We start from the raw sequence: 26,620 nt of genomic DNA on the forward strand, positions 1-26,620 counted from the left end.
CCCGGACGATGCCGGCCGTCCGCGAGCGCGCCGCGCAGCAGGGGACGAGCCGCGGCTGCCGGCGGCGGGTACCCGCGCACAGCCCGGCGCGAGCCGCCGCCCGCCGCGCTACCTGCGCACCGCTTCGTACACGTACTGCTGCCCCGCGTTCGACGGCGCTTTGCCCGGCTCGAAGTCCGCGCACACCGTGACGTCCGCGAAGCCGAGGCTCTCCAGCACGAGCTTGAACTCCTCGACCCCGTACCAGCGCAGCGCGAAGCGCTGGAGCTCCGTCGCGACCAGCTTGCCCTGGCGCCATTTCTCGTACTTGATGTAGGAGACCTTGTACTGCCCGAACAGATCGGCCTCGGCCAGCTTGCCCTCCATCGTGATCGTGTCGCCGTCCGGCAGCGGGAAGGCCGACGAACCGGCGAAGCCCCCGGGCGCGAAGTCGGCGTCCGGCAAGAACAGATCGAGCATCAGGCGCCCGCCCGGCAGCAGATGGTCGTACAGCCGCCGCAGCGCCTGCAGCGATTCCTCGCGCCGCTCGATCAGCAGGAACGATCCGGCCGGGACGAGGATCGCCTCGTAGCGCTCCGGCAGCGCCAGCTCCTGCAGGCTGGACAGGTAAAGCTCGGGAGCGAGTCCCCGGTCGGCGCAGCGCCGTCGGCAGGACGCCAGCATGTCGGGCGAGGCGTCGACGCCGTCCGCGAGCAGCCCGGCCTCGAGCAGCGGAATCAGGACGCGTCCCGAACCGGCCATCGCCTCCAGGATGCGGCCCTGGCAGCCAAGCAGCCGGTCGCGGTAATACTCGATGTCGCCGTTAATCGACTGGCCGATTTTCTTCGTCAAATCGTACACTTCCGTGCAAAGCTCGCCGTAATAGCTGAAAGACATGAACGAATTCCTCCATTCGCGTAATCGAACACGCGGAAGGACGGCAGCGCCTGCTATCCGTTCCGCACCGTCTTGAACGCCGCCGGGCGGGATGGAGCCGTTAGCATGTTCATCACTCCGATTCGTTGGGAATTATCTCCACTATAGGCGATGGGCGGAAAGCGGTCAACGGTCTTCGGAGGCCGTCAGCCGCTCGACGAACAGCTGCCCGATGCCGGGCAGCGACATGCCCCGGCGGGTCGCCAGGCCGACGAGGCGCTCCGGAACGGCGTCCGCCGTCCGCAGCTCGAACAGCTCGCCCCGCGCGAGCGGCGTCCGCACGAATTCGCGCGTCACGAAGGCTGCGCCGTAGCCGCGCCGGGCGAACTCGACGAGCATGTCGGTGCTGCTCAGCTCGAAAGCGGCGTCGACCTCGAGTCCCCGCGCGGCGAACCAGCGCTCCGCGAACACCCGCGTGCTGCTCCCGGCGGACAGCAGCAGCAGGGGCAGCGCCGCCAGCTCCGCGGCGGCGAGCGGCCGCTCCGCCAGGTGCCGGTAGCGCGGCCCGGCGACGAAGCAGTCTCGGATAGCGGCGAGCGGGCGCACGTCGAGCGCGGGATCGGTCACCGGCAGATGGACGATGCCGATGTCGATGCGGTTTTCTTTCAGCCACGCCGCGATTTCCGCGGTCTTGCCCTGGTAGAGCCGAATCTCGATGTCGGGAAATTCGGCGCGCAGGTCGTCGAGCGGCGGCAGCAGCAGATGCTTGATGATCGGCCCGCTGGAGCCGATCCGCAGCTCGCCGGCGGCGTGGCGGCTGAGCGCGGCCATTTTGCGTTCGCCGGCTTCCAGCAGCGAGAGCGACTGTTCGACGAATTGGAGCAGATCGGCGCCTTCGGGCGTCAGCACGACCCCCTTGGACAGGCGGTCGAACAGCTTGACGCCGAGCCCTTCCTCCAGCTGCTTGACGGCATAGCTGACGGACGGCTGCGTCACGTGCAGCTCCTGCGCCGCTTTCGTCAGGTTGCCGGCCTTGGCCGTATGCAAAAAGATGCGGTACCACTCCAAATGCAGCTTCGCGCTCATGGTTGTCGCCCACCTTGTCATCAATTATATCTATGCCAGACTACGGAAATTACGATTTCATTTATTGTATAGCGTTCATTATAATCGACCGTAACGGAAAAGAACATCACGACGGAGGTGCCGGATCATGGGAGGCAGCACATTTGGGGAAGCGTTCAAAATCACGACGTTCGGGGAATCGCACGGGGTATCGGTCGGCGTCATCGTCGACGGGGTCACGCCCGGGGTAGAGCTCGACGAGGCGTATATTCAGGTTCAGATGGACCGGCGCAAGCCTGGGCAGTCGGCGGTGACGTCCCCGCGCAAGGAGTACGACGTCATCCGCATCGTGTCGGGGATGTTCGAGGGCCGGACGACGGGCACGCCGCTCTGCATTTTGCTCGACAACAAGGACATGCGGCCGAGCGCCTACGACGGGATGGACGAGACGTTCCGCCCGGGGCACGCGGATTACACGTATCTGCAAAAATACGGCCTGCGCGACCACCGGGGCAGCGGACGGGCGTCCGGCCGGGAAACGGCGGCGCGCGTCGCCGCGGGCGCCGTGGCGCGCAAGCTGCTGGAACGCCGCGGCGTGCAGGTGGTGGCGTATACGAAGGAGATCGGCGGCATTTCGTGCCGGACGTTCGTGCCCGAGGCGATCGAGCAAAACAGCGTGCGCGCCTGCGATCCCGACGCGGCCGTCTGGATGGAGGATTACATCAAGACGCTCGTCGCCCGCGGCGACAGCGCCGGCGGCGTCGTCGAATGCCGGATCAGCGGCGTGGCGGCGGGCCTCGGCGAGCCGGTGTTCGACAAGCTCGACGCGGACTTCGCCAAGGCGATGCTGTCGGTCGGCGCCGTCAAGGGCATCGAGTTCGGCGCGGGCTTCGCGGCGGCGAGCATGCTCGGCAGCGAGCATAACGACGGCATGAACGCGGACGGCTTCGCGAGCAACAACGCCGGGGGCATTCTCGGCGGCATCAGCACGGGCGCGGACATCGTGTTCCGCGTGGCCGTCAAGCCGACGTCGTCGATTTCGACGCCGCAGCGGACGGTGACGACGACGGGCGAGGAGCGGACGATTCGCACCGAGGGCCGGCACGATCCGTGCATTTGCCCGCGGGTGGTTCCGGTCATGGAAGCGATGGCCTGCCTCGTGTTGGAGGACCACTACAAGCGCCAAGCCGCGCTGCACGGCTGAGCGGCGGGCGCGCGGGCAAGTCGGGCTGCCGGGCGGCGGGCGGGCCGTGGTCGGCGGTGAGCGGACCGTGATCGGAAGGCGGGCGGACGGTGGTCGGCGGCAGGCGGCTGGGATAGGCCGGGGGGCGGCAGGAGCAAGCTAGCTGGCGGCCGGGCCGATGGCCGGTAGATAGAGGGCAGCGGACCGGCGGAAACGAGCCGGGACAGACAAAAGCGTCGGAGTCGCGGCGAGGCGTGCGGCTCGGCGGGCCGCGGCGGCGAATAGGACGGACCGGCCGGCAGCATCCTAACCTGGATTTGACAGGAAAGGAGAGAGGCACATGCGAACCTGCGCCGCGCTGCTGCTTGTTCCGCTGCTGCTGCTGCTCGCGTGCCGTCCGTCGACCGCTCAAGCGGGGGCGCCCGCGAAGTACGATCCGGAGGACGGCTACCACGCGTACGTCCGCTGGAACGGATTGGCGCGCGAGGCCGTCTCGACGCGCTATCCGGGGGCGGCGCTAATCGACATGCACTATATCGGCTGCACGTGCGAGTCGCCCTCGTCCCGGCAGTACTTGTTCAAGTATTGGCTGCGCCGGCACGGCCGGGAATTCGGCGTCTACGCGACCGTGGACGCGCCCCTCGGCGCGGGCGCTCCCCGGGCGGCGGCCGCGGAGACGGCGGATGCGCGCATCGCTTCGTTCGCGCGGTGGGAGCGCCATGCGGCCGACGCCGTTCGGGCGAAGCATCCCGGCGCCGAGCTCGTCGGCCGGAAGCCTTTCGGCTGCCGCTGGCTGGGCGCGGACGCCGCGAGGCAGGCGTTCCGGTTCTGGATCCGGCAGGACGACCGCAACCGGCTGCTCCGGGTCGAGGTCGACTACGCGTTGGATACGCGCCGGCCGATCGCCGCGCGCGTGGAGTCGCTTCGCGAGTTCTAGGCGGCGGGCGAGCGGTCGGTTCGGCGCAGGGAGCGCTCCGTGAGGGGCCGGCTCGGCGCAGGGAGCGCTCCCTGAACGGCCGGCTCGGCAAGGAGCGCTCCGTGAGGGGCCGACTCGGCGCAGGAGCTTCGCTCCGGCCCGGCTCTGCAAGGAGCTTCGCTCCGGCAACCGGGCAGCGCCGTCCGCTTCCGCCGCCGGATCCGCGCGAATTTCCGGCCGCGCGCGGCTTGCGGCCAGCCTGACGCTCGGATGGCGCCGCCGCCGCATGCCGAGATTCACCGCGTGGCGGTACAAATCCGAATACCCCGGCATCCGAGATCGCGGATGCCGGGGTATTCGACGTAGCCGGCTCGCGCAACGGGCGCGGGCGGAATTTTCGCGGCCATAGGATCCGCTATTGAGCCGATTCAAGCGATTTCGCAATTAGGCGGCCATAGGATCCGTTATTGGACCCGGATGGGGCTCTTACGGCGTCTTATCGCAGCGATAACGGAACGTGTGTCCGCACGATTCGAAAATGGCCGTGAATGGGGAGAATAGCGGAACGTATGTCCGCTCGGTTATCGGTCCGTATCGCCGGCTCCATTCAGCAGTACCAGGCAAGGCGCAAAGCCAAGCGGGCAAACAAACGGCGGATCAGGATCCCGGTAACGCGGGACCCCGATCCGCCGTTTCGCGTATAAAGCGTGCCGCGTGCGCCCGCGAAGGCGCGGCCGCGGGGGTTCTGAGCGCCGTCCACCGCTCCGCCATACGTAGCTCCGCGTCCGCCGCTCCGCCATACGTCGCTCCGCCGTCCACCGCTCCGCCATACGTAGCTCCGCGTCCACCGCTCCGCCATACGTCGCTCCGCCGTCCGCCGCTCCGCCGTACACCGCTCCGCCGCTCGAGCGCCTCAGCCCAGCGACTGCAGGTACTGCGCCAGCGCCGGCTTGACCGTGACCGCGCCGTACAGGCCGCCGACCTCCCGCGTCGCGACGATGCGCTCCCCGTCGAGGGCGATCGAGGCGGCTTTGCTTTTGTCGAGCGCGCCCGCCTTGCGGATCGCCCGCAGGAAGCCGAGGTTGCCGGTCATGCGGGTGCTGTCGAAGACGACGCACCACTCGCCCCGCGCCTTCGGCAGCGCCTTGCGCAGCGCGTTGAAGTCGGCATGGTACGAGTAGTAGAGCACGCGGACCCGGGGATCCTCGTAAGGGGCCAGCACGGCCTCGGTCTCGTGCCGCGTCGCCAGGCTCACGACCAGCAGCTCGAAATTCGTCTCGTACTGGTCGATGACCTTCTGCATGGCGTGCGTCGCCTGTTCGACCTCGTTCGGCCGCAGGAGGAACAGCACGCTGATGTCGGGCTTGATGCCCCGCCGCTGCCGCGTCTCGTAGTGGGACCGGTGCACCTCGTTCCAGCAGACGCGGTGTTTGGCGGGCTGCTCGACGATGTGCGTCGACAGGCTGAACGGCGAATCGATCCGGTAATCCATGAGCTGGATCGGGATGTACTTGATGTCGCAGTAATCGGTCAGCCGGATCCAGTAGTCGTAATCCTGGATATAGGTGAACCGGTAGCCGTCGACCAGACGGCAATACGACGTGCGCTGCAAAAAGCAGGGCCCGATGATGCAGCCCTCCAGCAGCGCCTGTTTGGACCGGTCCTGGAACCGGCGGACCTCCTCGATCACTTCCGGCGGATGCGCGGCCATGCCGTCTTCCCGGATATGCCGGAAAGCGCTGTAGACGATGCCGATATTCGGATGGGAACGGTCCATTTCGCGAACGAGGACGTCGAGGCAATACGGATAGTAGTAGTTGTCCGTCGACACCCAGGTCAAATATTCGCAGCCGGCGTCCATCACGATTTCGAAGCCGTAGTTGAGCGCGTAGGCGACGCCTTGATTCTGGGGATAGGCGGCGATGCTCACCCGCGGGTCGCCTTGCGTCAGCTCTTGGAAAAGTGGCACTAAATCCGGGGCGCCGTCCACGACGATGGCGAGGAGGAAGTCCCGGTAGGTTTGATTCAGGACGGATGCGATCGCGATCCGGATATAGGCTTCGTTTTGATAGTAAGCGGGCATGACGATTCCGACTTTCGCCACGGTTCACACTCCTTCCTTTTCTAGCAGTCTATGAATCTCGCGCGGCGGGGGAACGGGCCGAGCGTCCATTTTTGGCCGGGCGGGGAAACGGTCTCGCGAACGAGCGGGAATCGATTGACAATCGATGTATCGAGTGTTAATGTATCAACATACGATATATCGACTAACGAAGTAATGGGGGCCGTCCGCTATGGCAAAGCCGAAAGAGCCGCTTCCGCTCACGGAGGCGTTCTATTACATTCTGATCGCCCTTTATCCGCGTCCTTCGCACGGCTACGGCATCATGCAGGACGTCGAGGCGATGAGCGGCGGCCGGGTGAAGCTCGGGGCGGGCACGCTGTATACCGCGCTGAACGCGCTGCTCGGCAAAGGGCTGATCGAGCATTACCCCGTTCCGGACGGGACGGACGCAAGGCGCAAGCTGTACGTCATGACGGAAGCCGGCAAAGAGGCGGCCGCGGCCGAGATGAACCGGCTGGAGGAGCTGCTGGCGGTCGGCCGGCGCATCATGCAATCGGGGGAGGCGTGAGGAAGATGGCAGTGGAGACGGTGAAGAAGACCCATCTGTGGATGAGCTGGCAGTACGAGCAGGAAGAGGACTGGGTGAACGCCATGTCCGCCCAAGGGCTGCATCTGCGGCGGGCGGGCGTCGTTCGGAGCACGTTCGAGCGGGATGCTTCGTCGCGCTACACGTACCGGCTCGATTATCAGCCGGGGCTCGGGAAGGGGGAGAAGCTGGCGTCGTACCTGGAGCTGTACCGCGACGCCGGCTGGGAGCACGCCGGGAGCTTCGCCGGCGTCTGGTTTTACTTTCGCCGCCCGTGGCAGCCCGGGGAGAGTCCGCGCCTGTACACGGACCGGGACTCGCTCGTCGCGCACTACAAGCGCATTCGCGGGGTGATGGCCGTGATGCTGCCGATCAACGCCATGCTGCTGTGCGTGAACGGCGTGAACCTGCTGCCCCGGATGAGCGGCCATTTGTGGGGCATCGTCGTGCCCGTGCTGGCGATCTATGCCGCGATCTTCGCGCTGCTCGGCATCGGCATCGCCAAGATGAGCCGCAAAATCAAAGAGATCGAATCCTGAGCCATGCGCGAGGCGGGCCGGGTCCCGAGCCGAACCTTGGCGCGGCGCGCGCGATAAAGGCCGGCCCGCTCCCAAGGGAGCAGGCCGGCCTTCCGCCGCATCGGTCGTCTTCCGCGTTGGCAGCCCGCCGCACCGCGGGCTGCCGCCGTATCGGGTCGTTCGCCGTATCGCCCTCCGCCGCCCCTCCGCCGCGCGGCGCTTGCCGGAGGCCGGCTTAACGCGTGTCCCCGTCCAGCGGGATCGCCACGCGTTCCGCCAGCCCTTCCGCCGCGAGCCGCTCCCGCAGCAAGCCGCGGGTGACGCGGCAATGGTTGATCGCGTCCATATGGACCGCGATCACCTCGGTGTCCGGCGCATGGCGGACGACCGCGATTACGCCTTCCGCGTCCATCGTGATCGGGCCGCCGGTCAGAAACTCCGCGCCGCCGGCGTTGACGACGACGACGTCCGGCCGGTGCGATTCGAGCGCGTCCTTGACCTCGTCGCACCAGATCGTGTCGCCCGCGACGTAGACGGTCGGCTCGCCAGGCGCACGAAGCACGAAGCCCGAGACCGGGCCCATCCGCCGGCCGATCTCGCCGGTGCCGTGCCGCCCGCCCGTGCGGACGATCGAGATGCCGCGGAACGAGGCGCCGCCGTCGACCTCCGTGACGTCGCCGAAGCCCCGGCCGCGGAAGGCCGCTTGATCGCCGGGCTGGCAGAAGACGGGCACCGCCTTCGGCAGCCCCTCGGCCGCCGCGTCGTCCCAATGGTCGGGGTGAAGATGCGTGACGAGCACGGCGTCCGGAGATAGCCACCGCGCCGGGTCGCCCGGCAGACCGACCAGCGGATTGCGGCGGTCGTCGCCGGAATTCGCGATGGGCGGGTTGACGCCCGCCGCGCCGAGCATGGGATCGACGAGCAGCGTCGAGCCGGCGTATTCGAGCCAAAGCGAAGCATGGCGAATCAGCGTGAATTTCATGAATATGCACCTCTCCTGCAAGGATTAATCGGTTCCGTAACGATGGTACCACGGACCGCCCGCCGCGTCCCATGCGCGCTGAACGCATACGGGGCCGGCGATTTTCACGGTGAAAGGAAAGTGAACGAGATGACGCATCGGACGTTCGACGACACGGACCGGCGGATCGTAGCATGCCTGTTGGAGGATGCCGCCAGGTCGAACAAGGACATCGGCGCGGCCGTGCATCTGACCGGACAGGCGGTAGGCGCCCGCATCCGGAGGCTGCGGGAGCTCGGCGTCATCGAGGGCTACACGCTCCGGTGGAACCCGGACAAGCTCGGCCTGGCCGTGCAGGCCTTCATCACGATGTTTCTCCCTTCCAATTCGGCGCACGCGGCGCTGATCGCGTTCGCCCGGGAGCGGGAGGAAATCGCCGAGATGCACCGCGTCAGCGGCGAAGGCTGCTACTGGCTGCGGGTCCGCGTGAACGGCGGGGCCGAGCTGAACGCCTTGCTTGGCGAGCTGCTTGCGTTCGGCAATTATAAGGTCAGCCTGTCCATCGAGACGGTCAAATCCGGTTGAAGCCGGCCGCCGGTCCAGGCGGCACCATGCACGAAGAGCGCGGCCCGTACATCGGTCCGCGCTCTCGTTATTCATCGCCGATCTATACCGCCCCCAGCGTTATCCTGCCCGCTTCGTAAACGGCGGCCGTCTTGGCCACGCGCGATCCCAGCGCTTCGCCGAGCGCGAGCCCTTTCGCGAACAGCGATTGGCTCAGCGGATCGTGGGTATCCTCGACGGGCGACGTCACCCCGACGCCGTAATAGCTGCCGTAGAGCGCGTTTTCCGGGATGTTCGCCGGCAGGCCGACGATCATCATGCCTTGATGCAGCATCGGCGTAATGAGGTTCAGCAGCGTGGCTTCGATCCCGCCGTGAATGGTGGCCGTCGTGCAGAACACGGCGCCGAGCTTGTCGACCAGCGTTCCGTTCGCCCACAGGTAGCCCAGCTTGTCGATCCATTCCTTCAAGCCGGAGCTGATGGAGCCGAAGTGTCCGGGGCAGCCCCAGATGATCGCGTCCATGTCGGCCAGGTCTTTGACGTCCGCCTTATTGACGTGATTGATGAACACCTGCGCGCCCGGCACGCGTTCCGCCCCTTTGGCGATGGAACGGGCAAGCTGCTCCGTATGTCCCGCTTCGCTATCGTACACAATATAGATTTTCATCGATTGTTCTCCTCTCTGGATGGTCGTTCCGCGCGCGTCCTCACTCGTTTTCCTTCAGCGACCCGGTCAACTTCTTGAGCGTTTCCCGGTAGGCTTGGTCGGGGGACAGGTCTTCCTTGGGGCTCGCGTTCTCGATGGCGCCGCCCTTCAGCTTCAGCAGCGCCTTCCGGTATTCTTTGTCGTTGAAACGACCGTCGTCCGCGGCGGGCGGCGTCGGATTGAGAAACCCGCGGATGGCATCGCGGAACTCGACGTCCTTGCTCGGCCGCTCCGCATGGGCCGCGATCTCCGCGCGGGCCGGCTGAGCCGCCGCCACCTCCGCTTCCGGCACGGCGGCCATGTCCTGCGGCACCGGCACTTGCACCGGATCCTCCTGCGGCTTCACCTTGCGGATGAAGAACGCCAGGACGAGCGCGGCCACGGTCAGCCAGGTCGCGACGACGAACGATTGATTGATGCCGTAGATGGTCGCCTGCTGCGTGACCTCGGCCATTTTGGCCGCGTCCTTCGGGTCGATCTGGCCGGAGATGACGAGGTCTTTGGCGTGGGCGGTCGCCTGGTTCGTCATGACCGTGACGAGCAGCGCCGTGCCGAGGGCGCCGGAGACGTTCCGCAGCGTCTGGGACATCGCGGAGCCGTGCGCGTTCAGGCGGCGCGGCAGCTGGTTCAGGCCGGCGGTCTGGATCGGCATCATCAGCATGGACATCCCGAACATCCGCGCCGTGTAGACGATCATCATGTGGCTATACGTCGAGTCGGCTTCCAGATGGCTGAATTCGTACGTGGTGATGGTCGTGATGGCGAGGCCGATGACGGCAAGCCAGCGCGCGCCGATCTTGTCGAACACCATGCCCGTGATCGGCGACATGATGCCCATCAGGATCGCGCCCGGCAGCAGCAGCAGCCCGGATTCGAGCGGCGTGAAGTGCCGGATGTTCTGCAGGAAGATCGGCAGCAGGATCATGCCGGAGAACATCGCCATCGTGATGATGGCGTTGATCAAGGACGTCAGCGAGAACATCCAATATTTGAACACGCGCATTTCGAGCAATGGATTCTTCACCAGTATGGAGCGCAGGATGAAGAGGACGAGCGCGACGGCGCCGACGGCGATGCAGACGATGACCTCGGTCGCGTCCCAGCCCTTGGTGCCCGCTTCGCTGAAGCCGTACAGCAGGCCGCCGAAGCCGAGCGTGGACAAGACGACGCTCAGGACGTCGAGCTTCGGCCGCGAGGTCTTGATGACGTCCTTCATCGAGAAGGCGCCGAAGATGACCGCGGCGACCGCGAGCGGCAGCACGATGTAGAACAGCACGTGCCAGTCGTAGTTCTCGACGATCCAGCCGGAGAGCGTCGGGCCGATCGCCGGCGCGAATATCATCGCGACGCCCATCAGGCCCATCGCTTTGCCCCGTTCCTCGACGGGGAAGATGGTGAGCGTGACGACCGTCATGAGCGGCATCAGAATGCCGGCGCCGACGGCCTGCACGAGACGGCCGGTCAGCAGGATGCTGAAATCGCCGGAGAGCGCGCAGACGACCGTGCCGATCGCGAATAGAGATGAGGCCGTGAGAAACAGCTTCCGGGTGGTGAACCGGTTGACGAGAAAGGCGCTGATCGGCACGAGCACGCCGTTCGCCAGCAGATAGCCGTTGGACAGCCATTGGATCGTGCTTTCCGTCACGCCGAGATCCGTCATCATTTTCGGAAGCGCGACGTTGAGCACCGTCTGGCTCAGCAGCGCCACGAACGCGGCGATGAGCAAGGAGGCCATGATCGGCCCTTTGCGCAATGAATTGGATACCATCGTAGTCATGGTCTAAGCTTCCTCCCTGGATTTTCGTAAAAGACGCAGCACTTCGCGCTGGAGCCGGTCGAGCTCGCGCTGGTCGGCATCCGACAGCTCCAGCAGCGACCGCATCATGTGCAGCCGGGTGGCTTCCGTTTCGCGCCAGAGCGCCTCGCCCTGCCCGGTCAAGGTCAGCGTCATCGCCCGCCGGTCGGACGGGGTGCGTTCCCGCTCCACGAGGCCCGCCTTGACCATCCGGTCGACGATGCCGCTCGTCGTGCTGTTGCCGAGAAAGAGCTTGTCGGCCAGCTCCGACAGGCGGAGGGCCGGCTGTTCGTGCAGCACGCGAAGGACGATGAGCTGAGGCGCGCTTAATTTATGCTTGCTCGCCGCTTTGGTCATCAGCTGGAAGAACGACTGATTGACCTCGCGGTAGCTTTCGAAGATGCGCAAGATCCGCTCCTCCATGAAAAACTCCTTCCGCTGAATATTTCGCATGCGAACTATTATCTACCCGTTTAGTCAATATGTCAATCGAGACATATATAAAGTTTATGCCAATCCAGGCTGCAATTTGTCTAAGCTGCGGTTAGTATCCTCCGACAGCCCGCGGTTCATCCTCGAACGGAGCCCGCCCGGGCGCGGATCGAATTCCAAAACATGTCAACGTATGCTATGATGGGGGCAAAATTCAACGAATCGGAAGGTGACGCGCATGTGCCGGAATATCAAAACGTTGTTCAACTTCGACCCGCCCGCGACGGAAGACGAAATCAAGGCGGCCTCGCTGCAGTTCGTGCGGAAGCTGTCGGGCTTCAACCAGCCCTCCAAGGCCAACGAGGAAGCTTTCCGGCTGGCCGTCGGCGAGGTGACCGCGGCCGCGGAGAAGCTGCTGTCCTCGCTCGTGACGAACAGCCCGCAGCGCAGCCGCGAGGTCGAGATCGAACGGGCGCGCATCCGTTCCGTCAAGCGGTTCGGCCCGAAAGAAGGCTGACTTCGCCGGTCGGCCGCCTTGCCGCGGCACGACAAACAGCCTTGTTCCGGTTCGGTCCGCCGCCGCGGTCCGAGGGGACAAGGCTTTTTTGCATTTAGGCGTCCGCAGCGCGGCCGGCTTTCAATCGAGCCGCTTGCAGCGGTATACTGGGCTTCGGAGCCCGCGAACGCCGCGCGTTCCCAATTTATCTTGCGAGGTTCCCAATAAACGAATGTCTAAGCGAATGTCTAATCGAATGTCTAATCGAATGTCTAATCGAAAACCTGCTCGAACGCCTGCTCGAACGCCGAAACCCAAGTTTCCTTATTATTGGCTGCCGGCCGTCGCGGCCGCGTTCGTCGCGTACGCGGTTTACAAGAACGTGCTCCAGGACCCGGAGGCCGCCGGATTCTTGCGTCATAAGACGAATCCCGCCGATCTCGTCAACCTGCCCGTCTGGCTGCCCGTGATGCGGATTCACCTGGGCTTCGCCTGCCTCGCCCTGATGACGGGGGCGGTCAACTTCTCGCCCTGGGTCGTTCGCGAGGCGCGCCGGTTCCATCGGGGCAACGGATACGCCTACCTGATCTCCGTGCTCGCGGTTTCGTTAAGCTCCGGCTACATGGCGCCGAACGCGACGGGCGGCGAGGCGGTCAGCTTCGCGTTCAATATGCTCAATATCGCGTGGCCGGCCTTTACCGTGCTCGGAATTCTCGCCATCCGCAAGAAGCGCGTCGAACGCCACCGGCGGTGGATGGCGCGCAGCTACGCGTTCTGCTTCACGAACGCGGCCGTCCATTCGCTGGCGTACGCGCTCGGCCGCTGGACGAGCCTCTCCTACGAGGAAGCATACCGCATCGGCGTCTACGGCGGCATCGCGCTGCTGCTCGCGGCGGGGGATCTCGCCGCCCGGCTGTTCTTCCGCAAGCCGGCCGCAATCGAGGCGCCGTGACGTTCATGCGGCCGGGCTCTCCGGCCGGGCGCGCCGCAGCGCCAAGAAGGGCTGCGTCCGCAGCTGCATGAAGCAGCCGGCCGCAGCCCTTCTTCGCGGGCGGGCGCCCGCCCGTGCGTCAAGCGCGTTAAGGGAGGCCGAGCTCCCGGCCGTATTCTTCCGGCGACTTGCCGATCAGCGCCTTGAAGCTTTTGATGAAGTGGGCCTGGTCGTAGAAGCCGAGGTCCTGCGCCAGGCGCGGCCAATCCGGCGCGCCGCGCTCGCGTTCGATCCGCTCGGCCGCCTCCTGCAGCCGGTACCGCTGGATGATCCATTTCGGGCTGACGCCGACGTAGCGGCCGAAGAGGCGCTGCAGCGCCCGTTTGTTCAAGGCGAACCGTTCGACGAGGTCCTCGACCTTGGCGAGCTCCCGGTTGCCGATGACCTCCCGCACGATGTCCCCGACGAGGCGAACGGCTTCGTCGTCGTCCGGCCCCGGGAGGCGCGAGCCGAAGAACGCTTCGGCCAGACGCACCCGTTCTTCGTCCGCGTCCGCGGCGAACAGCCGCGCCTCCGCGTCCCGCGCCGCCTCGCCGAACAGCTCCGTCCACGGCACGGCGCGGCCGGTCAACAGCGCCGCCGGCCGCCGCCAGAACGGATAGAAGCCGCCCGGGCGGAATTTGATGCCGAGCACGTCGCCTTCCTCCCTCAGGCTGCGGACGAACGTTCGCGTCGGCACGCCGTACACGCCGGCGAAGCGGCCGCCCCCCTCGCGCTCGAACGCGATGTTAACGCTGGGATAGGACAGTACCGTCTGGGAGTAGGGTGGCTGCCCCCGCAGGTCCCAGCGCACGATCCAGTAATGCTCGATATACGGCGCGAGGGCGGGAGACGGGTCGATGCGCCGCAGCGCGAACTTTTGCCGGGCCAGATCCGCCTTCAGTATGCCGCGGTCCGACCGGCCGCCGGAATTGTCCCAATCGTTCATGCGATGCCTCCTTCCGCGAGCGCTGTCGCGTTTTTACAATACCGGCCGAGATTGAAGCGCTATACTCGAGACTAGCACCAGGACGCGGGGCGCGCAATAAATAACGGTAGTCATTACGGACAAGTTTGGAGGCGCATTGGAATGGAAGAGTTGAAGTACGAGCTGTATATCGGGGCGAAACCGGAGGACGTCTGGCGCGCGCTCGTGTCGCCGGAAGGCACGAAGGCGATCTTCTTCGGCTGCGTGCTGGAGACGACGTTCGAGCCCGGCTCGCCCTTCGCGTACGTCGGCCCCGGCAACGACGGGGACCGGACGGTTCACGTCTACGGCACCGTCGTCGACTGCGAAGCGAATAAGCGGATGAGTTATCTGGAGCATCCCGGCCCGTCGTACCGGGACAATCACGAGGCGCTGGAGACGCGCGTCGCGCTGACGCTGGAACCCGTCGGCGAAACGGTGAAGCTGACGCTCGTCAACGACCTGTGGCCGGAGGGCCACCCGTCCTACGCGAATACGAAGCAGAGCTGGCCGATGATTCTGAGCAATATCAAGACGTACGCCGAGACGGGCAAAACGCTGGATTTCGGTTGGTAGACGGCGCTCCCGCCCGCCTGCCCGAACGGATGTCCCGCTGCACCGTTCGCTAGCCAAGGCAGTGCCGCAATCGCGGCGGGCCTTGGCTCTTCGCATGCTTGCCGGCTTCGGCGTCGAACGGACGAAGCTGAGGATTTGCCGATTCTTCGGGTTACGGCTCCCGCGGGCGGCCTTTATACTGGTGGGACAGCAGGGGCCGCTTAAGCGAAGGCCGTCGGCACGCGGCGAGCAAGGCGGCTCCGGATCAAAGGAGTGGTGGAGAAGATGGAGCATTACGTATACGGTCAGCTCGCTTTCGTGCGCGCGCAGACGCTGAAGCTGATGGAGGGCGTGACGGAGGCGCAAGCGGACGTCGTTCCCGAAGGATTCCGCAATCATATCCGCTGGCATTTGGGCCATATCTACGTCGTCTTGGACCGGTACGCGCACAAATACACGGAGCTGCCGCTTCAGGCGCCCGCCGGCTGGACGGCGCTGTTCGAATACGGCACGTCGCCGCTGACGGCGCCGGCGGACGCGGCGTGGCCGTCGCTGCGGGAGCTGGAGGAACGGCTCGGCGGCCAGATCGAACGTATCCGCCTGACGTTCGGGGAAGACATCGGGCAGCCCGTCGTCTCGCCGTACACGACGTCGGCGGGCATGCATCTCGGGACGCTGGAGCAGTTCTTCAGCTTCAACCTCTACCACGAGGCGATGCATCTGAGCACGATCCGCAATTACCGGAAGCTGCTGTCCCTGTAGGGACGGCGGCTTTTTTCGCGCGGCCTCGGCCAGGCGTTCCGGGGAGCGCCGGTCCGGGCGCTTCGCCGCGCGGCAGCCGGCTGCGCCGATTTGGCCGGCGTCCGGCCGCCGCGGGACTCGCCATCCCCGTACGCGCCCCGACGGTTCGGGGCGGAACGGTTTCGTTTTGCGCGCGGGCGGGTAATGAACAGTGGGCAGTGCGATAAGTCCCGATAGCTCGAAGGAGGGGTTCGCGATGAGTTTTCACAACATTCTCGTGGCATACGACGGAGGCATGCCTTCCGTAAAGGCGCTGGATAAAGCGATGGACATGGTCCGGCATTACCCGGAATCCAAACTGACGGTTCTCTACGTCTACAGCGTGGCGGCGGTCGCCGTGGCCGACTCGGTCGTGGCCGTGCCGGCTTCGATCCAGCGCGAGCAGTTTCTGGAAGCGCAGGAGCAGCTGAAGCAGGCGGAGGCGCAGATCGCTTCGATTCCGAACGCGACCTCGGTGCTGCTCGAAGGCAGCCCCGGCGAGACGATCGTCCGGTACGCCAAGCAGCATGACAACGACCTGATCATCGTGGGCAACCGCGGCTTCGGGCCGCTGCGCGAGTTCGTCATGGGCAGCGTCAGCCATTACGTGCTGCAGCATACGGACGTGCCCCTGCTCGTGATCAAGTAATGCCATCCAACCGCCCCGGGCTCTTAGCCGCGGGCGACCGGAACGGCCCGTCAGCCGGCTTGCCGCCGCGCCTGGCGGGCCGTTTTTGCGTGCAGGGCGAGGCGGTGGCGAGCGATTACGATCGCAAGCCGCGCATGGCCGGTGGCCGCTTCCAAGCACGCGATTAGAAGACTAACGTTGTCCGGTGAGGGGGACCCTAGGCGGCAAGCGGGGAGCAGCGCTAAATCGCTTATGGAAAAAGCAGGAATTCTATGTTATCGTAATTTTGTAATTAAAATTACAGCATGAAGCGAATGAAAAGACAGGAGAACAACCATGCCTTCGAAGAAGAAGAGCGTCGTGTTATCCGTCCGGCTGGACGAGGCAGCGCTCGAAGCGGTCGATCTGCTCGTCGAGTCCGGGCTGGAATCGAACCGGTCGCGGGCCGCGACGCAGCTGATCGGCGCCGGCATCGGCGCCTCGGCGGAACTGCTCCGCAAGGCGCGGGAGCTGGCGGATCAAGTGAAGCGGCTGCGCGGCGAGATGATCGAGGCGGTCAAGGCCGGCAGGACGGACGAAGTGTCCGAGCTGCTGCGCAGGGATCCTTCGCTCGCGAACGCGCGCGGCGAAAGCGGCGAGACGGCGATCTTGATGGCCGCCTATTACCGGTCCGCCTCCGTCAAGGAGCTGCTGCTCGAGCACGGCGCGGAGCTCGGCGTTTACGAGGCCGCGGCCGTGGGCAGCACGCAGCGGGTCGCGGAGTGGCTGGAGCGGGAGCCCGGCCTGCTCGGCAGCTATAGCCCCGACGGATATACGCTCCTTGGGCTGGCGGCGCATTTCGGCTCCGAGGAAACGGCGGCGTACTTGCTGGACAGGGGCGCGGACGTCGACCAGCGCAGCCGCGACGGGAATTTGGACAACATGGCGATTCACGCGGCGATTGCGGGCAATTATCCGCGTCTCGTCCGGCTGCTGCTGGGCCGGGGAGCGGACGTGAACGCCGTCTGCGCGGGCAAGTGGCGGCAGGGCTTTTCCGCGCTGCACGTGGCCGCGTATTTCGGCCGCGACGCGATGATCCCGCTGCTGGCGGAAGCGGGCGCCGACCGCGGCGCGCGGACCGCCGACGGCCGGACGGCCGCCGAGATAGCCGTTTTGCGGGAGCATCCGGAAACGGCGAAGCTGCTGCAAGACGAATTCAACCAGTAAGGGAGAAGAGGCATATGGAAGCGAAACCGAGCATCGCGCCGGAGCTTGTCCAGTCGTTCGTGGGCAGCGCGCACGGCGATTTGGACCGCGTCAAGGAGCTGCTGGAGCAGGAGCCCGGGCTGCTGAACGCGGCGTGGGATTGGGGCGGCGGGGACTGGGAGACCGCGCTCGGCGCGGCCGCGCACATGGGCAGGCGGGATATCGCGCTGTACCTGCTAGGCAAGGGCGCGCGTCTCGACCTGTTCGCCGCCGCCATGCTGGGCAAGCTGGAGATCGTGAAGGCGCTGCTGGCGGACGACCCTGCGCGGAAGGACGCGCTTGGCCCGCACGGCATTCCGCTGATCGCGCACGCGCAGGCGGGCGGCGAGGAAGCCGGTTCCGTGGTCGCCTTTCTGCAATGAAGGCCCTGCGCCCGCAGCGGCGGGCGCGGTAGGAAGAGTCGTCGCGCGACTGTCCGATGCGGCCATGGAACGGCTTTGCTAACGGATAGGAAAACGCCCCAGGGTCGGGTATGATGGCAGCGAGTTGTCCATTTAAGCGAGAGGAAGGAAGCGAGCCATGCAGGAGCAAACGATTTCGACATTCTTCATGTTCAACGGACGGGCGGAGGAAGCGATGAACTTCTACACGTCCCTCTTCGAGGGGTCCGAGATCCTCCATCTCCACCGGCAGCCGAACGGCAAGGTGCTGCACGCGGCATTCACGCTGCGGGGGCAGCCATTCATGGCGATCGACAACATGCTCGGCATCGAGCATCCGTTCACGCCGGCGATGTCGCTGTTCGTGGCGTGCGAGACGGAGGAGGAGCTGCGCGGCGCGTTCGGGAAGCTGGAGGACGGGGGTCAGGCGCTGATGCCGCTCGGCCCGATTCCGGGCAGTACGCTGTTCGGCTGGGTGCAGGACCGGTTCGGCGTCTCGTGGCAGTTGAGCGTCCCGGCGGCGCAGACCGAATAACCGGTGACGGCGCTGATGGGCGTGCGGAAGGAGTTCCTGCAAGCCGCGCTCGACGAGATGGAAGCGAAGTACGGCTCCATCGACGGCTTCATCGAGAAGGGCCTCGGCGTGACGAAGCGGAACGCGCGAAGCTGAAGGCGATGTACCTGGAGTAGAGGGAAGCCCGGTTTTTCGGCGCTGCTCGCCCCGGCAGCCTACCGACATAACGAAACATGACAAACGAAACATGACAAACGAAAAACGAAACGGGAGACCTCCGTAGAGGGTCTCCCGTTTCGTCGTCCGTCAGCTCGACGGTTCTTGCCCGGCCGGCGGCGCCCCGGCGACGAGGTCCGCGACGCTCGTCTTCTGCAGCGCTTCGTCCAGCACGCTCCGATAGAGCGGCACTTCGGGCTGCTGCGCGGCGAGCTGTTCGTAATAGAACGCGACCTTGCCGAAGTAATACGGATACGCGTCGACGGCCGGCACGAGGCCGCCTTCTTCCAGGCGGTAGGCTTCGATGCGGTACGACTGCTCCGAGTCCTGCAGCCAGAGCGCCAGCTCGCATTTGCCGTCCGGCCCGTGCGCCGCCGGCATATCCTCGATCTCCAGCCAGTCGTAGACGAAGCCGTCCGGCACGAGCCGCGAGAGTCCGGCCCCCGTCCATTGCAAAATATCCAGCTCCACCCGCCCGTCCTCGTGCTCCCAGCCGATCAGCAGGCTGTTCTGCCCGGCCCGGGCGACGGGCGCCGCCGCCATGTCCGCGACGTAGGCGCCTTTGCCGTTCGCGTGCGCGAACATATGCCACAGACCGCCGTTATTCTTCAGCACGATCAAATTTTGCTCGCCTTGATAGCGGTACAGCGCGATGAGCTCCACCTGGAAGTCGTAGTCGATGTCGGCGAACAAGACCGCCGGCATGTTGGCATGCCGCGTCAGCAGCGCCAGCTCGCCGCCGTACGGTATGAACGACCGGACAATCGAGACCGCGTGGTGCACATTCTGGTTCATCCCCATCCCCCGTTTCCATGTTCTTCAAGACAGCATATGCCGCCCGGGCGGGGTACATGCCAACGAAAGCGGGGAATGGCGACCCGGCCGACGAGCCGAACCGGCCGCGCTTGTTGTCCGGCCCCGGCGCGGTGGTATAATAGGGGCAGTCTGATTTTGGCATAAGGAGCTGCGCGGCATGGCATTGGAAATCGAACTGAAATTTTTGCTCGCGGCGGAGCCGGAGCGGCTGGCGGAGAACGGGATCATCCGCATCCTCACGACGCAGCGGATCGAGCAGACGTACCTCGCGATCGACGAGACGCAGGAGGTGCGCGTGCGGCGGATCGTGGACGCGGCGACCGGCGAAGTGACGCATACGCACACGTTCAAGAACGGCAACGGCCTGTCCCGGGAGGAGATCGAATACGGGATCACGGCGGGCATTTACGGGCAGCTGACCGAAGGGCGCGGCCTCGTGCCGCTGACGAAGGACCGCATCACGGCGGAGTGGAACGGCCGGAAGGTGGAGATCGACCGGTACGATCAGATCCGGCTGACCGTGCTCGAGGCGGAATTCGACTCGCTCGAGGCGGCGACCGCGTTCGCGCCGCCGGATTGGTTCGGCAAGGACATCAGCTCCGAGCGGCAGTACAGCAACAAGAAGGTATGGCGGGATCTCCAGAACCGCGGCCGTTAGCGCGCGGACGCCTGCCGTCAAACGGCCGCGGGCGGTCAATGCGCGGAAGATAAACATGGCGAAGGGGACAGCCCTTCGGCCGAAAACGAAAGGACGCAGGCAGCCATGACAACGACGGAACAAGACCGCGTGCTCGAAGCCGCGGAGGCTTATGCCCGCGCCGAGCTGGGCGGGGACGTCACCGGCCACGACTGGTGGCATATTCACCGCGTCGTCCGCATGGCGCGGCATTTGGCCGGGCGCGAAGGGGCGGACGTCTTCGTCTGCGCGCTCGCGGCGCTGCTGCACGACGTGGCGGACGAGAAGCTGAACGACTCCAAGGAAAGCGGGATGCGCAAGGTCGAGGACTGGCTCGCCGGCCAGCCGGCCCGCGAAGAGGATCGCGCGCACGTGGTCGAGATCATCGCGAACATGTCCTACAACGGCGGCGCGAATCCGCCGATGCGGACGCTCGAAGGGCAGGTCGTGCAGGACGCCGACCGTCTCGACGCGATCGGCGCGATCGCCGTCGCGCGCGCCTTCGTGTACGCGGGCTGGAAAGGCAGTCCGATCTACGATCCGGCGCTGCCGCCGCGCGAGTCGATGACGCCCGAGGAATACCGCAACGGGAAGAGCACGGCGATCAACCATTTTCACGAGAAGCTGCTGAAGCTGAAGGACCGCATCAACACGCCGTCCGCGAAGGCCATCGCCGAAGAGCGGCATGCCTATATGGCGGCGTACGTGGAACGGTTCATGTCGGAGTGGGACGGAATCGGGGAGTAAGCCGGACGCCGGTTATGCCGCGGCCGATACGGCTCCCGGGGCGCCAATCGAAGCCTCGTGCAAGGAACGAAAGAGGCTTGCCGGTCCCGCGAACGCATCCGTTCGCGGGCGGCAAGCCTTTTTGGACATGACTCGTGTTTATTATGCCTGCTCGTCCAGCTCGAGCTCCAGCACGACGGGGCAGTGGTCGCTGCCCATGACCTCGCAATGGATCTCCGCGCCGGTCAGGGAGGGGACGAGCCGCCCGGAGACGAGGAAGTAGTCGATGCGCCACCCCACGTTCCGCTCGCGCACCTTAGGCATGTAAGACCACCAGGAGTAGACGTCGGCTCGGTCCGGATAGAAGTGGCGGAAGGAATCGACGAAGCCGGCCGCGAGCAGGTCGGTCATTTTGCCGCGCTCCTCCAGCGTAAACCCGGAGTTGCCCATATTCGGCTTCGGATGCTTCAGGTCGATCTCCTCGTGCGCCACGTTCAGGTCGCCGCAGACGATGACGGGCTTCTTGGCGTCCAGCTCCAGCAGGTAGCGCCGGAAGCGGTCCTCCCATTCCAGCCGGTAGTCCAGCCGCGCCAGGTCGCGCTTGGCGTTCGGCGTATAGACGTTGACGAGGTAGAACGCTTCGAACTCCAGCGTCAGCAGCCGGCCCTCCGGCTCGTAATCCTCCTCCATGCCGTAGCGGACGGAGAGCGGCTCGGCCTTCGTGAACACCGCCGTGCCGGAATAGCCCTTCTTCTCTGCGTAGTTCCAATAGGTCTTGTACGCCTCGCCGTGCTCCAGCTGGATTTGGCCCTCCTGCAGTTTCGTCTCCTGCACGCAAAAGATATCCGCGTCCACCCGTTCGAAATAATCCATGAATCCTTTGGTCACGCAGGCTCGCAGCCCGTTGACGTTCCAAGACACCAGCTTCATGCGGTACAGCTCCTCCACTCCATGTTGGGTCTACTGTACCCGCGAAGCGGCGGAGGTGTCAACCTGTCCGGATCGCCGGAACGTTTCGCGCCTCCCGCGGGGAGCGGCCGCCGGGGGCATGGGTCCGGCGCCGTTTTTTGACTTCGCCGATCCCGTTCTTCTATACTATCTTCCAACAGGCAATACGGGGCTGAGAAGGGGATGGAGCGGCATGGCGGGGAAGCGGGGAACGAAGTACGAAAATTTGGTGCCGACGGCGATGGGCATGAACCTGCGGTCGATCGGCACGATGCTGCGGGATCAATTCAAGCGGGATCCGCGGCGCCAGCCGGCGCGGCCGATACCGGTCGTGCCCCTGTCGCTGCCCGCGCGGCCGCGGCCGGAGGGGATTCGCGCCGCGTGGTTCGGGCATTCGGCGTTCGTGCTGGAGCTGGAGGGCCGGCGGCTGCTGTTCGACCCGATGTTCTCGCCGTCGCCGTCGCCCGTGCCGATCTTCGGCGGCCGCCGGTACAGCGGCGCGCTGCCGCTCGAGCCGGAGGACTTCCCCCGGCTGGACGCCATCGTGCTCTCGCATAACCATTTCGACCATCTCGACAAAGCGTCCATCCGCAAGCTGCGGGACAAAACGAACCGTTTCGTCGTGCCGCTCGGCGTGCGAGGCCTGCTGGTGAAGTGGGGCGTCCCGCCGGAGCAGGTCACGGAGCACGGCTGGTGGGAAGAGCTCGAGGTCGCGGGACTTCGGCTCGCCTGCACGCCGGCGCGCCATTTCTCGGGGAGAGGACTGTTCGACCGCAACGGCTCGCTCTGGTGCTCTTGGGTCGTCATCGGCGCGCGCGGCAGGTTCTTTTTCAGCGGGGACAGCGGCTATGCGCCGCATTTCAAGGCCATCGGGGAACGCTACGGCCCGTTCGATCTGACCTTGATGGAATGCGGACAGTACGACGAGCGCTGGGCGAACATTCACATGCTGCCGGAGCAGACGGTGCAGGCGCATCTCGACGTGCGCGGCGGGCTGCTCGTGCCGGTGCATTGGGCGGCGTTCACGCTCGGCTTCCACGCTTGGGACGACCCGGCCGAGCGCGTGCTCGCCGCTGCCCGCGCCCATGGCGTGCGCATCGCCACGCCCCGGATCGGGGAGATCGTCGAGGCCGCCGAGGGCGGCTATCCGCAGACGCCTTGGTGGCGGGAGTGGCGGTAGCGCCGCTCGCGCGACGCAGCCGTCATATTCGCGACTGCAAGAACACGATCGAAAGAACGTAAATGAAAGAAGCCTAGGAATCGAAAACAAGCCGGACGTCCCCGCGGGAACGTCCGGCTTGTTTTCGTACGGCGCGCGCCGCGGTCGGCGGACGCGCGCAAGCCGCAGCCGGATTGCATACTCGAAGCTCGGAAATCCGATACTAACCGGACGGTACATTTTGGCAGGCGGATAGGCGGCGCGAAAACGCAAAAACAGCCTCCGCACGGCGGCGGATACGGCGCTCCGGGAGACTGCGCAGGCGCCGGACGCGCGGAACCGCGGAACCGCGGCAGCTCCTCGTACGATCCGTCCGGAAGCGCGAGGCCGCGGCATCCGACGATGGACGATTTCATCGCTTGCCCCTCCATAACGGTTAAAACGGGTAATAGACATAGGGGAGGCGGCACGGCCGGCCGGCGATGACGGCGCGCGATCCGGCTTGGGGCCGGCCGCGGCGGCTGCCGCCCGGAACCAACGACGGCCGCGGACGGCGCGGCGGAACAGGAGCGTCTGCATGAACAAAGGTGGTTACACCCTGCATCACGCCGTCTCGGCGGACGGCACGCGCATCGGCTACCGCCGGCTCGGCCGCGGGCCCGGCCTCGTTCTCGTGCACGGGGCTTTCGTCTCCGGCCATGAATTCGAGAAGCTGGCCGCGGTGCTCGCGGACGCGTTCACCGTGTACAATCTCGACCGCCGCGGCCGCCGGTACAGCGGGCCGCAGGGCGACCGGTACGGCATGGACCGGGAATGCGAGGACGTCCTGGCGGTGCTCCGGGCGACGGGATCGTCCCTGCTGTTCGGGCACAGCTACGGGGGATTGATCGCGCTCGAGCTGGCGCGGACGAATCCCGGAGCGGTCGCGCGGCTCGCGGTCTACGAGCCGGCGGTCTCCGTGCGGGGCAGCTTTCCGTCCGGCTGGATGCCGGGGTACAAGCGGGCCATGGCGGAAGGACGGGAGCTGCGCGCCTTCGTGCGGTTCTTGAAAGGGGTCGGCACCTCCCAGCCGATCTGCCGGCTTCCCGCCTGGCTGCTGGAGCTGCTGCTCCTGCCGACGCTGTACTTCTGGGAAGGACGCAAGCTTCGGGACAAGCTGCCGACGCTGATCGGCGAGATGGAAGAGACCTTCCGGCTCGACTCTACGTGCGGCGGCTATGCGGCGATCCGGGCCGAGACGCTCGTCATGGCCGGCGGCCGCAGCCCGGACTTCATGCTGACCGGCGCCCGCGCGGCCGCCGACGCGATTCCGGACGCGCGTCTGCACGTCCTCGGCGGACGGGGGCATAACGCGCCGGAGCTGCTCGGCCAGCGGGCGATCGCGGGGCGGCTGAAGACGTTCTTCGGCGCGCAAGCCGCCGAGCCGCCCCGGTAAACGAAGAGAACCTCGGAAATCCGCCGCGCGCGGTTGAATTTCCGAGGTTCTTCGCGATGTCCTTGCCTGCGATCCGTTGCATGATCGCGCGGCGGAACGGACCGAATGCCGCTTGTTTTGGCAGCAATTCAACGAAAGCGCGCACGGAGGAATTCCATGCCGATCCGAACCTGCGCTTCGCTTACTTCGTGGCCGCTGAACGGGTAGTCGACGATCGTTTTGTCCGCTTCGATCCGGTTATAGACCGCATAGACCGTCTCGGGCATGCAGACGGGATCCTTCCAGCCGACGGACATCAGGACGGGCGCCTGGATCCGCGGGGCGAGGTTCAGCAGGTCGAAATGGGCGAGCGTCCGCAGCACGGTCCCGAGCCGCTCCGGGTAACGCTTCAGGTACTGGGCGACCTCGGTCAGGGAGCTGGCGGAATGCAGCACGCCATAGTCCATATGGCACTGGTTCGGAATATCCGCGACGACCGCGGCCGTCTTCGGATTGAGCGCCGCCGCCAGCAGCGCGAGCCCGCCGCCCTGGCTGCCGCCCACGGCCGCCACCTTGCCGGCGTCGACCTCCGGCTGCGCCGCGGCGGCGTCCACGGCGCGCGCCGCGTCCAGCGCGATCGCGTGGTAGTACGAGCCCTCCGGTTCCAGCACGTTGCCGGACACCCAGCCTTTGACGGCGCCGGAGCGCAGCGGCATCCGGTTGCCGGTCTCGCCGCCCTGGCCGCGGACGTCCACGGCCAGCACCGCGTAGCCCTGCAGCAGCCAGGCGGCATGCCGTTCGGGGTAACCGCGGTCGACGGTGTAGCCGGGGAACGCAACGACGCACGGCAGCGCGCCGCCGCCATCGCCAGGGCGCGCCTCCGGCGCCATGAACCACGCGTGAATCGGCGTATCGTCGTAGCCGTTGTACGTCAGCCGGTCGACCGCGACGCCGGGAAACGGGGAATCCGTCCGTTCGCGGCGCGCGCCGAGCGGACGGTTCGCGTCGGCGTCCAGCGCCGCGCTCCAGAAGGCGTTCAGCTCCGCGGGATCGATCGTCGAAGGCGCGTTGTACTGCTCCAGCTCGCGCTTGCGGCGCGCGATGGCATCATTCATCGGTTCGTTCCTCCTCGCTTCTTCTTATAACGGATGCGTTCGTTCTTCGGGGGCGGCCAGCCAGATCCGGCGTCCCGGCTGGCGAGCGGCCGCGGCCGCCCACAGCATGACGGCGAGCAGCGCGATCGCGGTGCCGGCGAACAGCCAGCGCGTGCCGTCCGGACCGTAGGCGTCCAGGAACCAGCCGGCGCCTTCGGGCAGCAGCGCGCCGCCGATGCCGCCGCACGCCATGAGCAGGCTCGTCGTCCGCTCCGCCGCGCCCGGCACGGCGCGGTTGGCAAATACGAGCGCGATGGCGAACATGCCGGACATCATGAGGCCGACGACGAACGTGAGCACGAAGATCGGCACGCTGCCCGTGAAAAAGGTCATGAGCACGAACAGGACGGCCGCGACGAGACAGGTGCCGAGCAAATAAACGGCGCCGCCCAGCCGGTCGGCCAGCTGCCCGGAGACGAGCCGTCCGAGCACCATGGCGCCCCAGAACAGGCTGAGCACCAGCGTGGCCGACGACTCGGTCATGCCGTTGCCGGCGACGAGCAGGGAAGGCAGGTAATGGATGTAGCTCATCTCCAGCCCGACGTAGACGACGAAGAACAGGGCACAGGCCGCGAGCACGATGCCGCTCTGGCGGCGGGAATACGCGCGGCCGGCCGCGAGTCCGGCGGGCGCATGGCCGTGGGCGCCGTCCGTCTCCGCCTGCGCGGGCCGGTCGAGCACGGTCGGCCACCAAAGCAGCCAGAGCAGGAAGGTGACGGCGCCCATGACGCCGACGATGCCGAAGGACAGCCGCCATTCGCCGGCTTCGATAAGCGCGGCGCCGGCGAACGGAATGATCAGCGCGCCGACGCCGAAGAACGTCTCGACGCGGCTCATGGCGACGTTCGCCTTCGCGCCGGAAGCGCCGACGACGAAGGAGCCGACCACGGCCTCCGTCATGCCGAGCCCGACGCCCGCGAACGGCGCGATCGTCAGCATGGCGCCCCAGGGCGGACGCAGCGCGTAGAGGAGCTCGGCGACGGTCATGAAGGCGATCGCCGCCAGGAGCACGGGCTTCTTGCCGAACCGGTTCATAAGGCCGGGCGCGCATAGAATGCCGGCCATGCCGCCGAGGAATTGGAACATGACGAGCCGTCCGCCGTCCCCGTAGAGAATGCCGTACGACTTGACCATCGGTTCCATGACGGCGCCGATGGCGAGCTGCCCCAGGCCGATGACCAGGTAGGCGATGCAGCCCAGGATGAGAAGCCTTTTCATAAACAAGTAACCCCCGCTTGATGGACTTCCTTCACCTTAACACAAACCCGGGGGCGGCAGAAGGTGAAAATCGTTTCATCGGGGCGGGGGATCGGGTCGGAGGAAGCGGGCG

General features: G+C 66.1%; 30 protein-coding genes. 18 read left to right on the forward strand and 12 right to left on the reverse strand.

What is annotated here, in order from left to right; all coding sequences use genetic code 11:
* Positions 1–108: 108 nt before the first annotated feature.
* The gene (locus I8J29_RS30715; protein WP_208851109.1) at positions 109–876 is read right to left on the reverse strand and encodes a class I SAM-dependent methyltransferase; all 768 of its coding nucleotides are present in this window, start codon (positions 874–876) and stop codon (positions 109–111) included.
* Positions 877–1,041: 165 nt separating this feature from the next.
* On the reverse strand, positions 1,042–1,941 hold the full coding sequence (locus I8J29_RS30720; RefSeq protein ID WP_208851110.1) for a LysR family transcriptional regulator: 900 nt from the start codon (positions 1,939–1,941) through the stop codon (positions 1,042–1,044).
* Between the two features lie 127 nt (positions 1,942–2,068).
* On the opposite strand from I8J29_RS30720, the gene aroC reads away from it, so the two are divergent.
* The gene (gene aroC, locus I8J29_RS30725) at positions 2,069–3,124 is read left to right on the forward strand and encodes a chorismate synthase (RefSeq protein WP_208851111.1); all 1,056 of its coding nucleotides are present in this window, start codon (positions 2,069–2,071) and stop codon (positions 3,122–3,124) included.
* 319 nt (positions 3,125–3,443) lie between these two features.
* Positions 3,444–4,040, forward strand: coding sequence for a DUF3889 domain-containing protein (locus I8J29_RS30730; protein WP_208851112.1), 597 nt, complete (start codon positions 3,444–3,446; stop codon positions 4,038–4,040).
* Between the two features lie 892 nt (positions 4,041–4,932).
* On the opposite strand, the gene I8J29_RS30735 is transcribed toward I8J29_RS30730, so the two are convergent.
* Positions 4,933–6,123, reverse strand: a complete 1,191-nt coding sequence (locus I8J29_RS30735; RefSeq protein WP_208851113.1) for a glycosyltransferase family 2 protein — start codon at positions 6,121–6,123, stop codon at positions 4,933–4,935.
* A gap of 190 nt (positions 6,124–6,313) precedes the next feature.
* On the opposite strand from I8J29_RS30735, the gene I8J29_RS30740 reads away from it, so the two are divergent.
* A complete protein-coding gene (locus I8J29_RS30740) occupies positions 6,314–6,652 on the forward strand; it encodes a PadR family transcriptional regulator (protein WP_208851114.1) in 339 nt (112 codons plus the stop codon).
* A 5-nt stretch (positions 6,653–6,657) separates the two neighbouring features.
* Entirely contained in the window at positions 6,658–7,209 is a 552-nt protein-coding gene (locus I8J29_RS30745; protein ID WP_208851115.1) for a DUF2812 domain-containing protein, read from the forward strand.
* A gap of 214 nt (positions 7,210–7,423) precedes the next feature.
* Here the strand turns inward: I8J29_RS30745 and I8J29_RS30750 are convergent, their stop codons facing one another.
* On the reverse strand, positions 7,424–8,170 hold the full coding sequence (locus I8J29_RS30750; RefSeq protein WP_208851116.1) for an MBL fold metallo-hydrolase: 747 nt from the start codon (positions 8,168–8,170) through the stop codon (positions 7,424–7,426).
* A 129-nt stretch (positions 8,171–8,299) separates the two neighbouring features.
* On the opposite strand from I8J29_RS30750, the gene I8J29_RS30755 reads away from it, so the two are divergent.
* On the forward strand, positions 8,300–8,734 hold the full coding sequence (locus I8J29_RS30755; protein WP_208851117.1) for an Lrp/AsnC family transcriptional regulator: 435 nt from the start codon (positions 8,300–8,302) through the stop codon (positions 8,732–8,734).
* 82 nt (positions 8,735–8,816) lie between these two features.
* Here I8J29_RS30755 and I8J29_RS30760 read toward each other — a convergent pair whose 3' ends face one another.
* The 3 genes from I8J29_RS30760 to I8J29_RS30770 are packed head-to-tail and all read right to left on the reverse strand — an operon-like array spanning position 8,817 to position 11,637.
* Positions 8,817–9,380: an NAD(P)H-dependent oxidoreductase gene (locus I8J29_RS30760; RefSeq protein WP_208851118.1), complete on the reverse strand. Its 564-nt coding sequence runs from the start codon at positions 9,378–9,380 to the stop codon at positions 8,817–8,819.
* A gap of 40 nt (positions 9,381–9,420) precedes the next feature.
* A complete protein-coding gene (locus I8J29_RS30765; RefSeq protein WP_208851119.1) occupies positions 9,421–11,196 on the reverse strand; it encodes a DHA2 family efflux MFS transporter permease subunit in 1,776 nt (591 codons plus the stop codon).
* Positions 11,197–11,199: 3 nt separating this feature from the next.
* The gene (locus I8J29_RS30770) at positions 11,200–11,637 is read right to left on the reverse strand and encodes a MarR family winged helix-turn-helix transcriptional regulator (RefSeq protein ID WP_208851120.1); all 438 of its coding nucleotides are present in this window, start codon (positions 11,635–11,637) and stop codon (positions 11,200–11,202) included.
* A 247-nt stretch (positions 11,638–11,884) separates the two neighbouring features.
* On the opposite strand from I8J29_RS30770, the gene I8J29_RS30775 reads away from it, so the two are divergent.
* Both I8J29_RS30775 and I8J29_RS30780 read left to right on the forward strand, forming a co-directional pair.
* Positions 11,885–12,163: a DUF2277 domain-containing protein gene (locus tag I8J29_RS30775; RefSeq protein ID WP_208851121.1), complete on the forward strand. Its 279-nt coding sequence runs from the start codon at positions 11,885–11,887 to the stop codon at positions 12,161–12,163.
* A 247-nt stretch (positions 12,164–12,410) separates the two neighbouring features.
* Positions 12,411–13,094 (forward strand): DUF2306 domain-containing protein, encoded by a 684-nt coding sequence (locus I8J29_RS30780; protein ID WP_208851122.1) that lies wholly within the window; start codon positions 12,411–12,413, stop codon positions 13,092–13,094.
* Positions 13,095–13,221: 127 nt separating this feature from the next.
* Here the strand turns inward: I8J29_RS30780 and I8J29_RS30785 are convergent, their stop codons facing one another.
* Entirely contained in the window at positions 13,222–14,061 is an 840-nt protein-coding gene (locus I8J29_RS30785) for a helix-turn-helix transcriptional regulator (protein ID WP_208851123.1), read from the reverse strand.
* Positions 14,062–14,202: 141 nt separating this feature from the next.
* On the opposite strand from I8J29_RS30785, the gene I8J29_RS30790 reads away from it, so the two are divergent.
* The 7 genes from I8J29_RS30790 to I8J29_RS30820 all read left to right on the forward strand — a co-directional run bounded on the left by I8J29_RS30790 (position 14,203) and on the right by I8J29_RS30820 (position 18,337).
* Complete coding sequence (locus tag I8J29_RS30790) at positions 14,203–14,655, forward strand: SRPBCC family protein (protein WP_208851124.1); 453 nt, start codon at positions 14,203–14,205, stop codon at positions 14,653–14,655.
* 264 nt (positions 14,656–14,919) lie between these two features.
* Complete coding sequence (locus tag I8J29_RS30795; RefSeq protein ID WP_208851125.1) at positions 14,920–15,396, forward strand: DinB family protein; 477 nt, start codon at positions 14,920–14,922, stop codon at positions 15,394–15,396.
* Between the two features lie 235 nt (positions 15,397–15,631).
* A complete protein-coding gene (locus tag I8J29_RS30800; protein WP_090647172.1) occupies positions 15,632–16,063 on the forward strand; it encodes a universal stress protein in 432 nt (143 codons plus the stop codon).
* A gap of 315 nt (positions 16,064–16,378) precedes the next feature.
* Entirely contained in the window at positions 16,379–17,248 is an 870-nt protein-coding gene (locus I8J29_RS30805; protein ID WP_208851126.1) for an ankyrin repeat domain-containing protein, read from the forward strand.
* A 14-nt stretch (positions 17,249–17,262) separates the two neighbouring features.
* Positions 17,263–17,649: an ankyrin repeat domain-containing protein gene (locus tag I8J29_RS30810; protein WP_208851127.1), complete on the forward strand. Its 387-nt coding sequence runs from the start codon at positions 17,263–17,265 to the stop codon at positions 17,647–17,649.
* 157 nt (positions 17,650–17,806) lie between these two features.
* Positions 17,807–18,202, forward strand: a complete 396-nt coding sequence (locus I8J29_RS30815) for a VOC family protein (protein ID WP_208851128.1) — start codon at positions 17,807–17,809, stop codon at positions 18,200–18,202.
* A 15-nt stretch (positions 18,203–18,217) separates the two neighbouring features.
* Positions 18,218–18,337: a tyrosine-protein phosphatase gene (locus I8J29_RS30820; RefSeq protein WP_208851129.1), complete on the forward strand. Its 120-nt coding sequence runs from the start codon at positions 18,218–18,220 to the stop codon at positions 18,335–18,337.
* 150 nt (positions 18,338–18,487) lie between these two features.
* Here I8J29_RS30820 and I8J29_RS30825 read toward each other — a convergent pair whose 3' ends face one another.
* Positions 18,488–19,192, reverse strand: a complete 705-nt coding sequence (locus tag I8J29_RS30825) for a hypothetical protein (RefSeq protein ID WP_208851130.1) — start codon at positions 19,190–19,192, stop codon at positions 18,488–18,490.
* Positions 19,193–19,370: 178 nt separating this feature from the next.
* Between I8J29_RS30825 and I8J29_RS30830 the strand changes: the two genes are divergently transcribed.
* Together I8J29_RS30830 and I8J29_RS30835 are read left to right on the forward strand one after the other, a co-directional pair.
* Positions 19,371–19,871: a CYTH domain-containing protein gene (locus I8J29_RS30830; protein ID WP_208851131.1), complete on the forward strand. Its 501-nt coding sequence runs from the start codon at positions 19,371–19,373 to the stop codon at positions 19,869–19,871.
* Between the two features lie 105 nt (positions 19,872–19,976).
* On the forward strand, positions 19,977–20,636 hold the full coding sequence (locus tag I8J29_RS30835) for an HD domain-containing protein (protein WP_090647154.1): 660 nt from the start codon (positions 19,977–19,979) through the stop codon (positions 20,634–20,636).
* A 141-nt stretch (positions 20,637–20,777) separates the two neighbouring features.
* Here the strand turns inward: I8J29_RS30835 and I8J29_RS30840 are convergent, their stop codons facing one another.
* Positions 20,778–21,545, reverse strand: a complete 768-nt coding sequence (locus I8J29_RS30840) for an exodeoxyribonuclease III (protein WP_208851132.1) — start codon at positions 21,543–21,545, stop codon at positions 20,778–20,780.
* 211 nt (positions 21,546–21,756) lie between these two features.
* Here I8J29_RS30840 and I8J29_RS30845 point away from each other — a divergent pair, with 211 nt between their 5' ends.
* Entirely contained in the window at positions 21,757–22,743 is a 987-nt protein-coding gene (locus I8J29_RS30845; RefSeq protein WP_208851133.1) for an MBL fold metallo-hydrolase, read from the forward strand.
* 556 nt (positions 22,744–23,299) lie between these two features.
* Complete coding sequence (locus I8J29_RS30850; RefSeq protein ID WP_208851134.1) at positions 23,300–24,157, forward strand: alpha/beta fold hydrolase; 858 nt, start codon at positions 23,300–23,302, stop codon at positions 24,155–24,157.
* Between the two features lie 128 nt (positions 24,158–24,285).
* Here I8J29_RS30850 and I8J29_RS30855 read toward each other — a convergent pair whose 3' ends face one another.
* Both I8J29_RS30855 and I8J29_RS30860 read right to left on the reverse strand, forming a co-directional pair.
* On the reverse strand, positions 24,286–25,251 hold the full coding sequence (locus I8J29_RS30855; protein WP_208851135.1) for an acetylxylan esterase: 966 nt from the start codon (positions 25,249–25,251) through the stop codon (positions 24,286–24,288).
* A 24-nt stretch (positions 25,252–25,275) separates the two neighbouring features.
* Positions 25,276–26,508 (reverse strand): MFS transporter, encoded by a 1,233-nt coding sequence (locus I8J29_RS30860; RefSeq protein WP_240546603.1) that lies wholly within the window; start codon positions 26,506–26,508, stop codon positions 25,276–25,278.
* Positions 26,509–26,620: the final 112 nt, after the last annotated feature.

It is taken from the genome of Paenibacillus artemisiicola, assembly GCF_017652985.1.
Lineage (GTDB): Bacteria > Bacillota > Bacilli > Paenibacillales > Paenibacillaceae > Paenibacillus_Z > Paenibacillus_Z artemisiicola.

What these genes read in the sequence shown, in the direction of transcription:
- I8J29_RS30755 (WP_208851117.1), top strand. Translation starts at nt 8,300, where the DNA reads ATGACGCATCGGACGTTCGACGACACGGACCGGCGGATCGTAGCATGC.
- I8J29_RS30760 (WP_208851118.1), bottom strand. Translation starts at nt 9,380, where the DNA reads ATGAAAATCTATATTGTGTACGATAGCGAAGCGGGACATACGGAGCAG.
- I8J29_RS30790 (WP_208851124.1), top strand. Translation starts at nt 14,203, where the DNA reads ATGGAAGAGTTGAAGTACGAGCTGTATATCGGGGCGAAACCGGAGGAC.
- I8J29_RS30810 (WP_208851127.1), top strand. Translation starts at nt 17,263, where the DNA reads ATGGAAGCGAAACCGAGCATCGCGCCGGAGCTTGTCCAGTCGTTCGTG.
- I8J29_RS30745 (WP_208851115.1), top strand. Translation starts at nt 6,658, where the DNA reads ATGGCAGTGGAGACGGTGAAGAAGACCCATCTGTGGATGAGCTGGCAG.
- I8J29_RS30785 (WP_208851123.1), bottom strand. Translation starts at nt 14,061, where the DNA reads ATGAACGATTGGGACAATTCCGGCGGCCGGTCGGACCGCGGCATACTG.
- I8J29_RS30815 (WP_208851128.1), top strand. Translation starts at nt 17,807, where the DNA reads ATGCAGGAGCAAACGATTTCGACATTCTTCATGTTCAACGGACGGGCG.
- I8J29_RS30845 (WP_208851133.1), top strand. Translation starts at nt 21,757, where the DNA reads ATGGCGGGGAAGCGGGGAACGAAGTACGAAAATTTGGTGCCGACGGCG.
- I8J29_RS30820 (WP_208851129.1), top strand. Translation starts at nt 18,218, where the DNA reads ATGGGCGTGCGGAAGGAGTTCCTGCAAGCCGCGCTCGACGAGATGGAA.
- I8J29_RS30805 (WP_208851126.1), top strand. Translation starts at nt 16,379, where the DNA reads ATGCCTTCGAAGAAGAAGAGCGTCGTGTTATCCGTCCGGCTGGACGAG.
- I8J29_RS30850 (WP_208851134.1), top strand. Translation starts at nt 23,300, where the DNA reads ATGAACAAAGGTGGTTACACCCTGCATCACGCCGTCTCGGCGGACGGC.
- I8J29_RS30855 (WP_208851135.1), bottom strand. Translation starts at nt 25,251, where the DNA reads ATGAATGATGCCATCGCGCGCCGCAAGCGCGAGCTGGAGCAGTACAAC.
- I8J29_RS30720 (WP_208851110.1), bottom strand. Translation starts at nt 1,941, where the DNA reads ATGAGCGCGAAGCTGCATTTGGAGTGGTACCGCATCTTTTTGCATACG.
- I8J29_RS30715 (WP_208851109.1), bottom strand. Translation starts at nt 876, where the DNA reads ATGTCTTTCAGCTATTACGGCGAGCTTTGCACGGAAGTGTACGATTTG.
- I8J29_RS30860 (WP_240546603.1), bottom strand. Translation starts at nt 26,508, where the DNA reads ATGAAAAGGCTTCTCATCCTGGGCTGCATCGCCTACCTGGTCATCGGC.
- I8J29_RS30835 (WP_090647154.1), top strand. Translation starts at nt 19,977, where the DNA reads ATGACAACGACGGAACAAGACCGCGTGCTCGAAGCCGCGGAGGCTTAT.
- I8J29_RS30800 (WP_090647172.1), top strand. Translation starts at nt 15,632, where the DNA reads ATGAGTTTTCACAACATTCTCGTGGCATACGACGGAGGCATGCCTTCC.
- aroC (WP_208851111.1), top strand. Translation starts at nt 2,069, where the DNA reads ATGGGAGGCAGCACATTTGGGGAAGCGTTCAAAATCACGACGTTCGGG.
- I8J29_RS30840 (WP_208851132.1), bottom strand. Translation starts at nt 21,545, where the DNA reads ATGAAGCTGGTGTCTTGGAACGTCAACGGGCTGCGAGCCTGCGTGACC.
- I8J29_RS30825 (WP_208851130.1), bottom strand. Translation starts at nt 19,192, where the DNA reads ATGAACCAGAATGTGCACCACGCGGTCTCGATTGTCCGGTCGTTCATA.
- I8J29_RS30730 (WP_208851112.1), top strand. Translation starts at nt 3,444, where the DNA reads ATGCGAACCTGCGCCGCGCTGCTGCTTGTTCCGCTGCTGCTGCTGCTC.
- I8J29_RS30780 (WP_208851122.1), top strand. Translation starts at nt 12,411, where the DNA reads ATGTCTAATCGAAAACCTGCTCGAACGCCTGCTCGAACGCCGAAACCC.
- I8J29_RS30830 (WP_208851131.1), top strand. Translation starts at nt 19,371, where the DNA reads ATGGCATTGGAAATCGAACTGAAATTTTTGCTCGCGGCGGAGCCGGAG.
- I8J29_RS30765 (WP_208851119.1), bottom strand. Translation starts at nt 11,196, where the DNA reads ATGACTACGATGGTATCCAATTCATTGCGCAAAGGGCCGATCATGGCC.
- I8J29_RS30740 (WP_208851114.1), top strand. Translation starts at nt 6,314, where the DNA reads ATGGCAAAGCCGAAAGAGCCGCTTCCGCTCACGGAGGCGTTCTATTAC.
- I8J29_RS30770 (WP_208851120.1), bottom strand. Translation starts at nt 11,637, where the DNA reads ATGGAGGAGCGGATCTTGCGCATCTTCGAAAGCTACCGCGAGGTCAAT.
- I8J29_RS30795 (WP_208851125.1), top strand. Translation starts at nt 14,920, where the DNA reads ATGGAGCATTACGTATACGGTCAGCTCGCTTTCGTGCGCGCGCAGACG.
- I8J29_RS30775 (WP_208851121.1), top strand. Translation starts at nt 11,885, where the DNA reads ATGTGCCGGAATATCAAAACGTTGTTCAACTTCGACCCGCCCGCGACG.
- I8J29_RS30750 (WP_208851116.1), bottom strand. Translation starts at nt 8,170, where the DNA reads ATGAAATTCACGCTGATTCGCCATGCTTCGCTTTGGCTCGAATACGCC.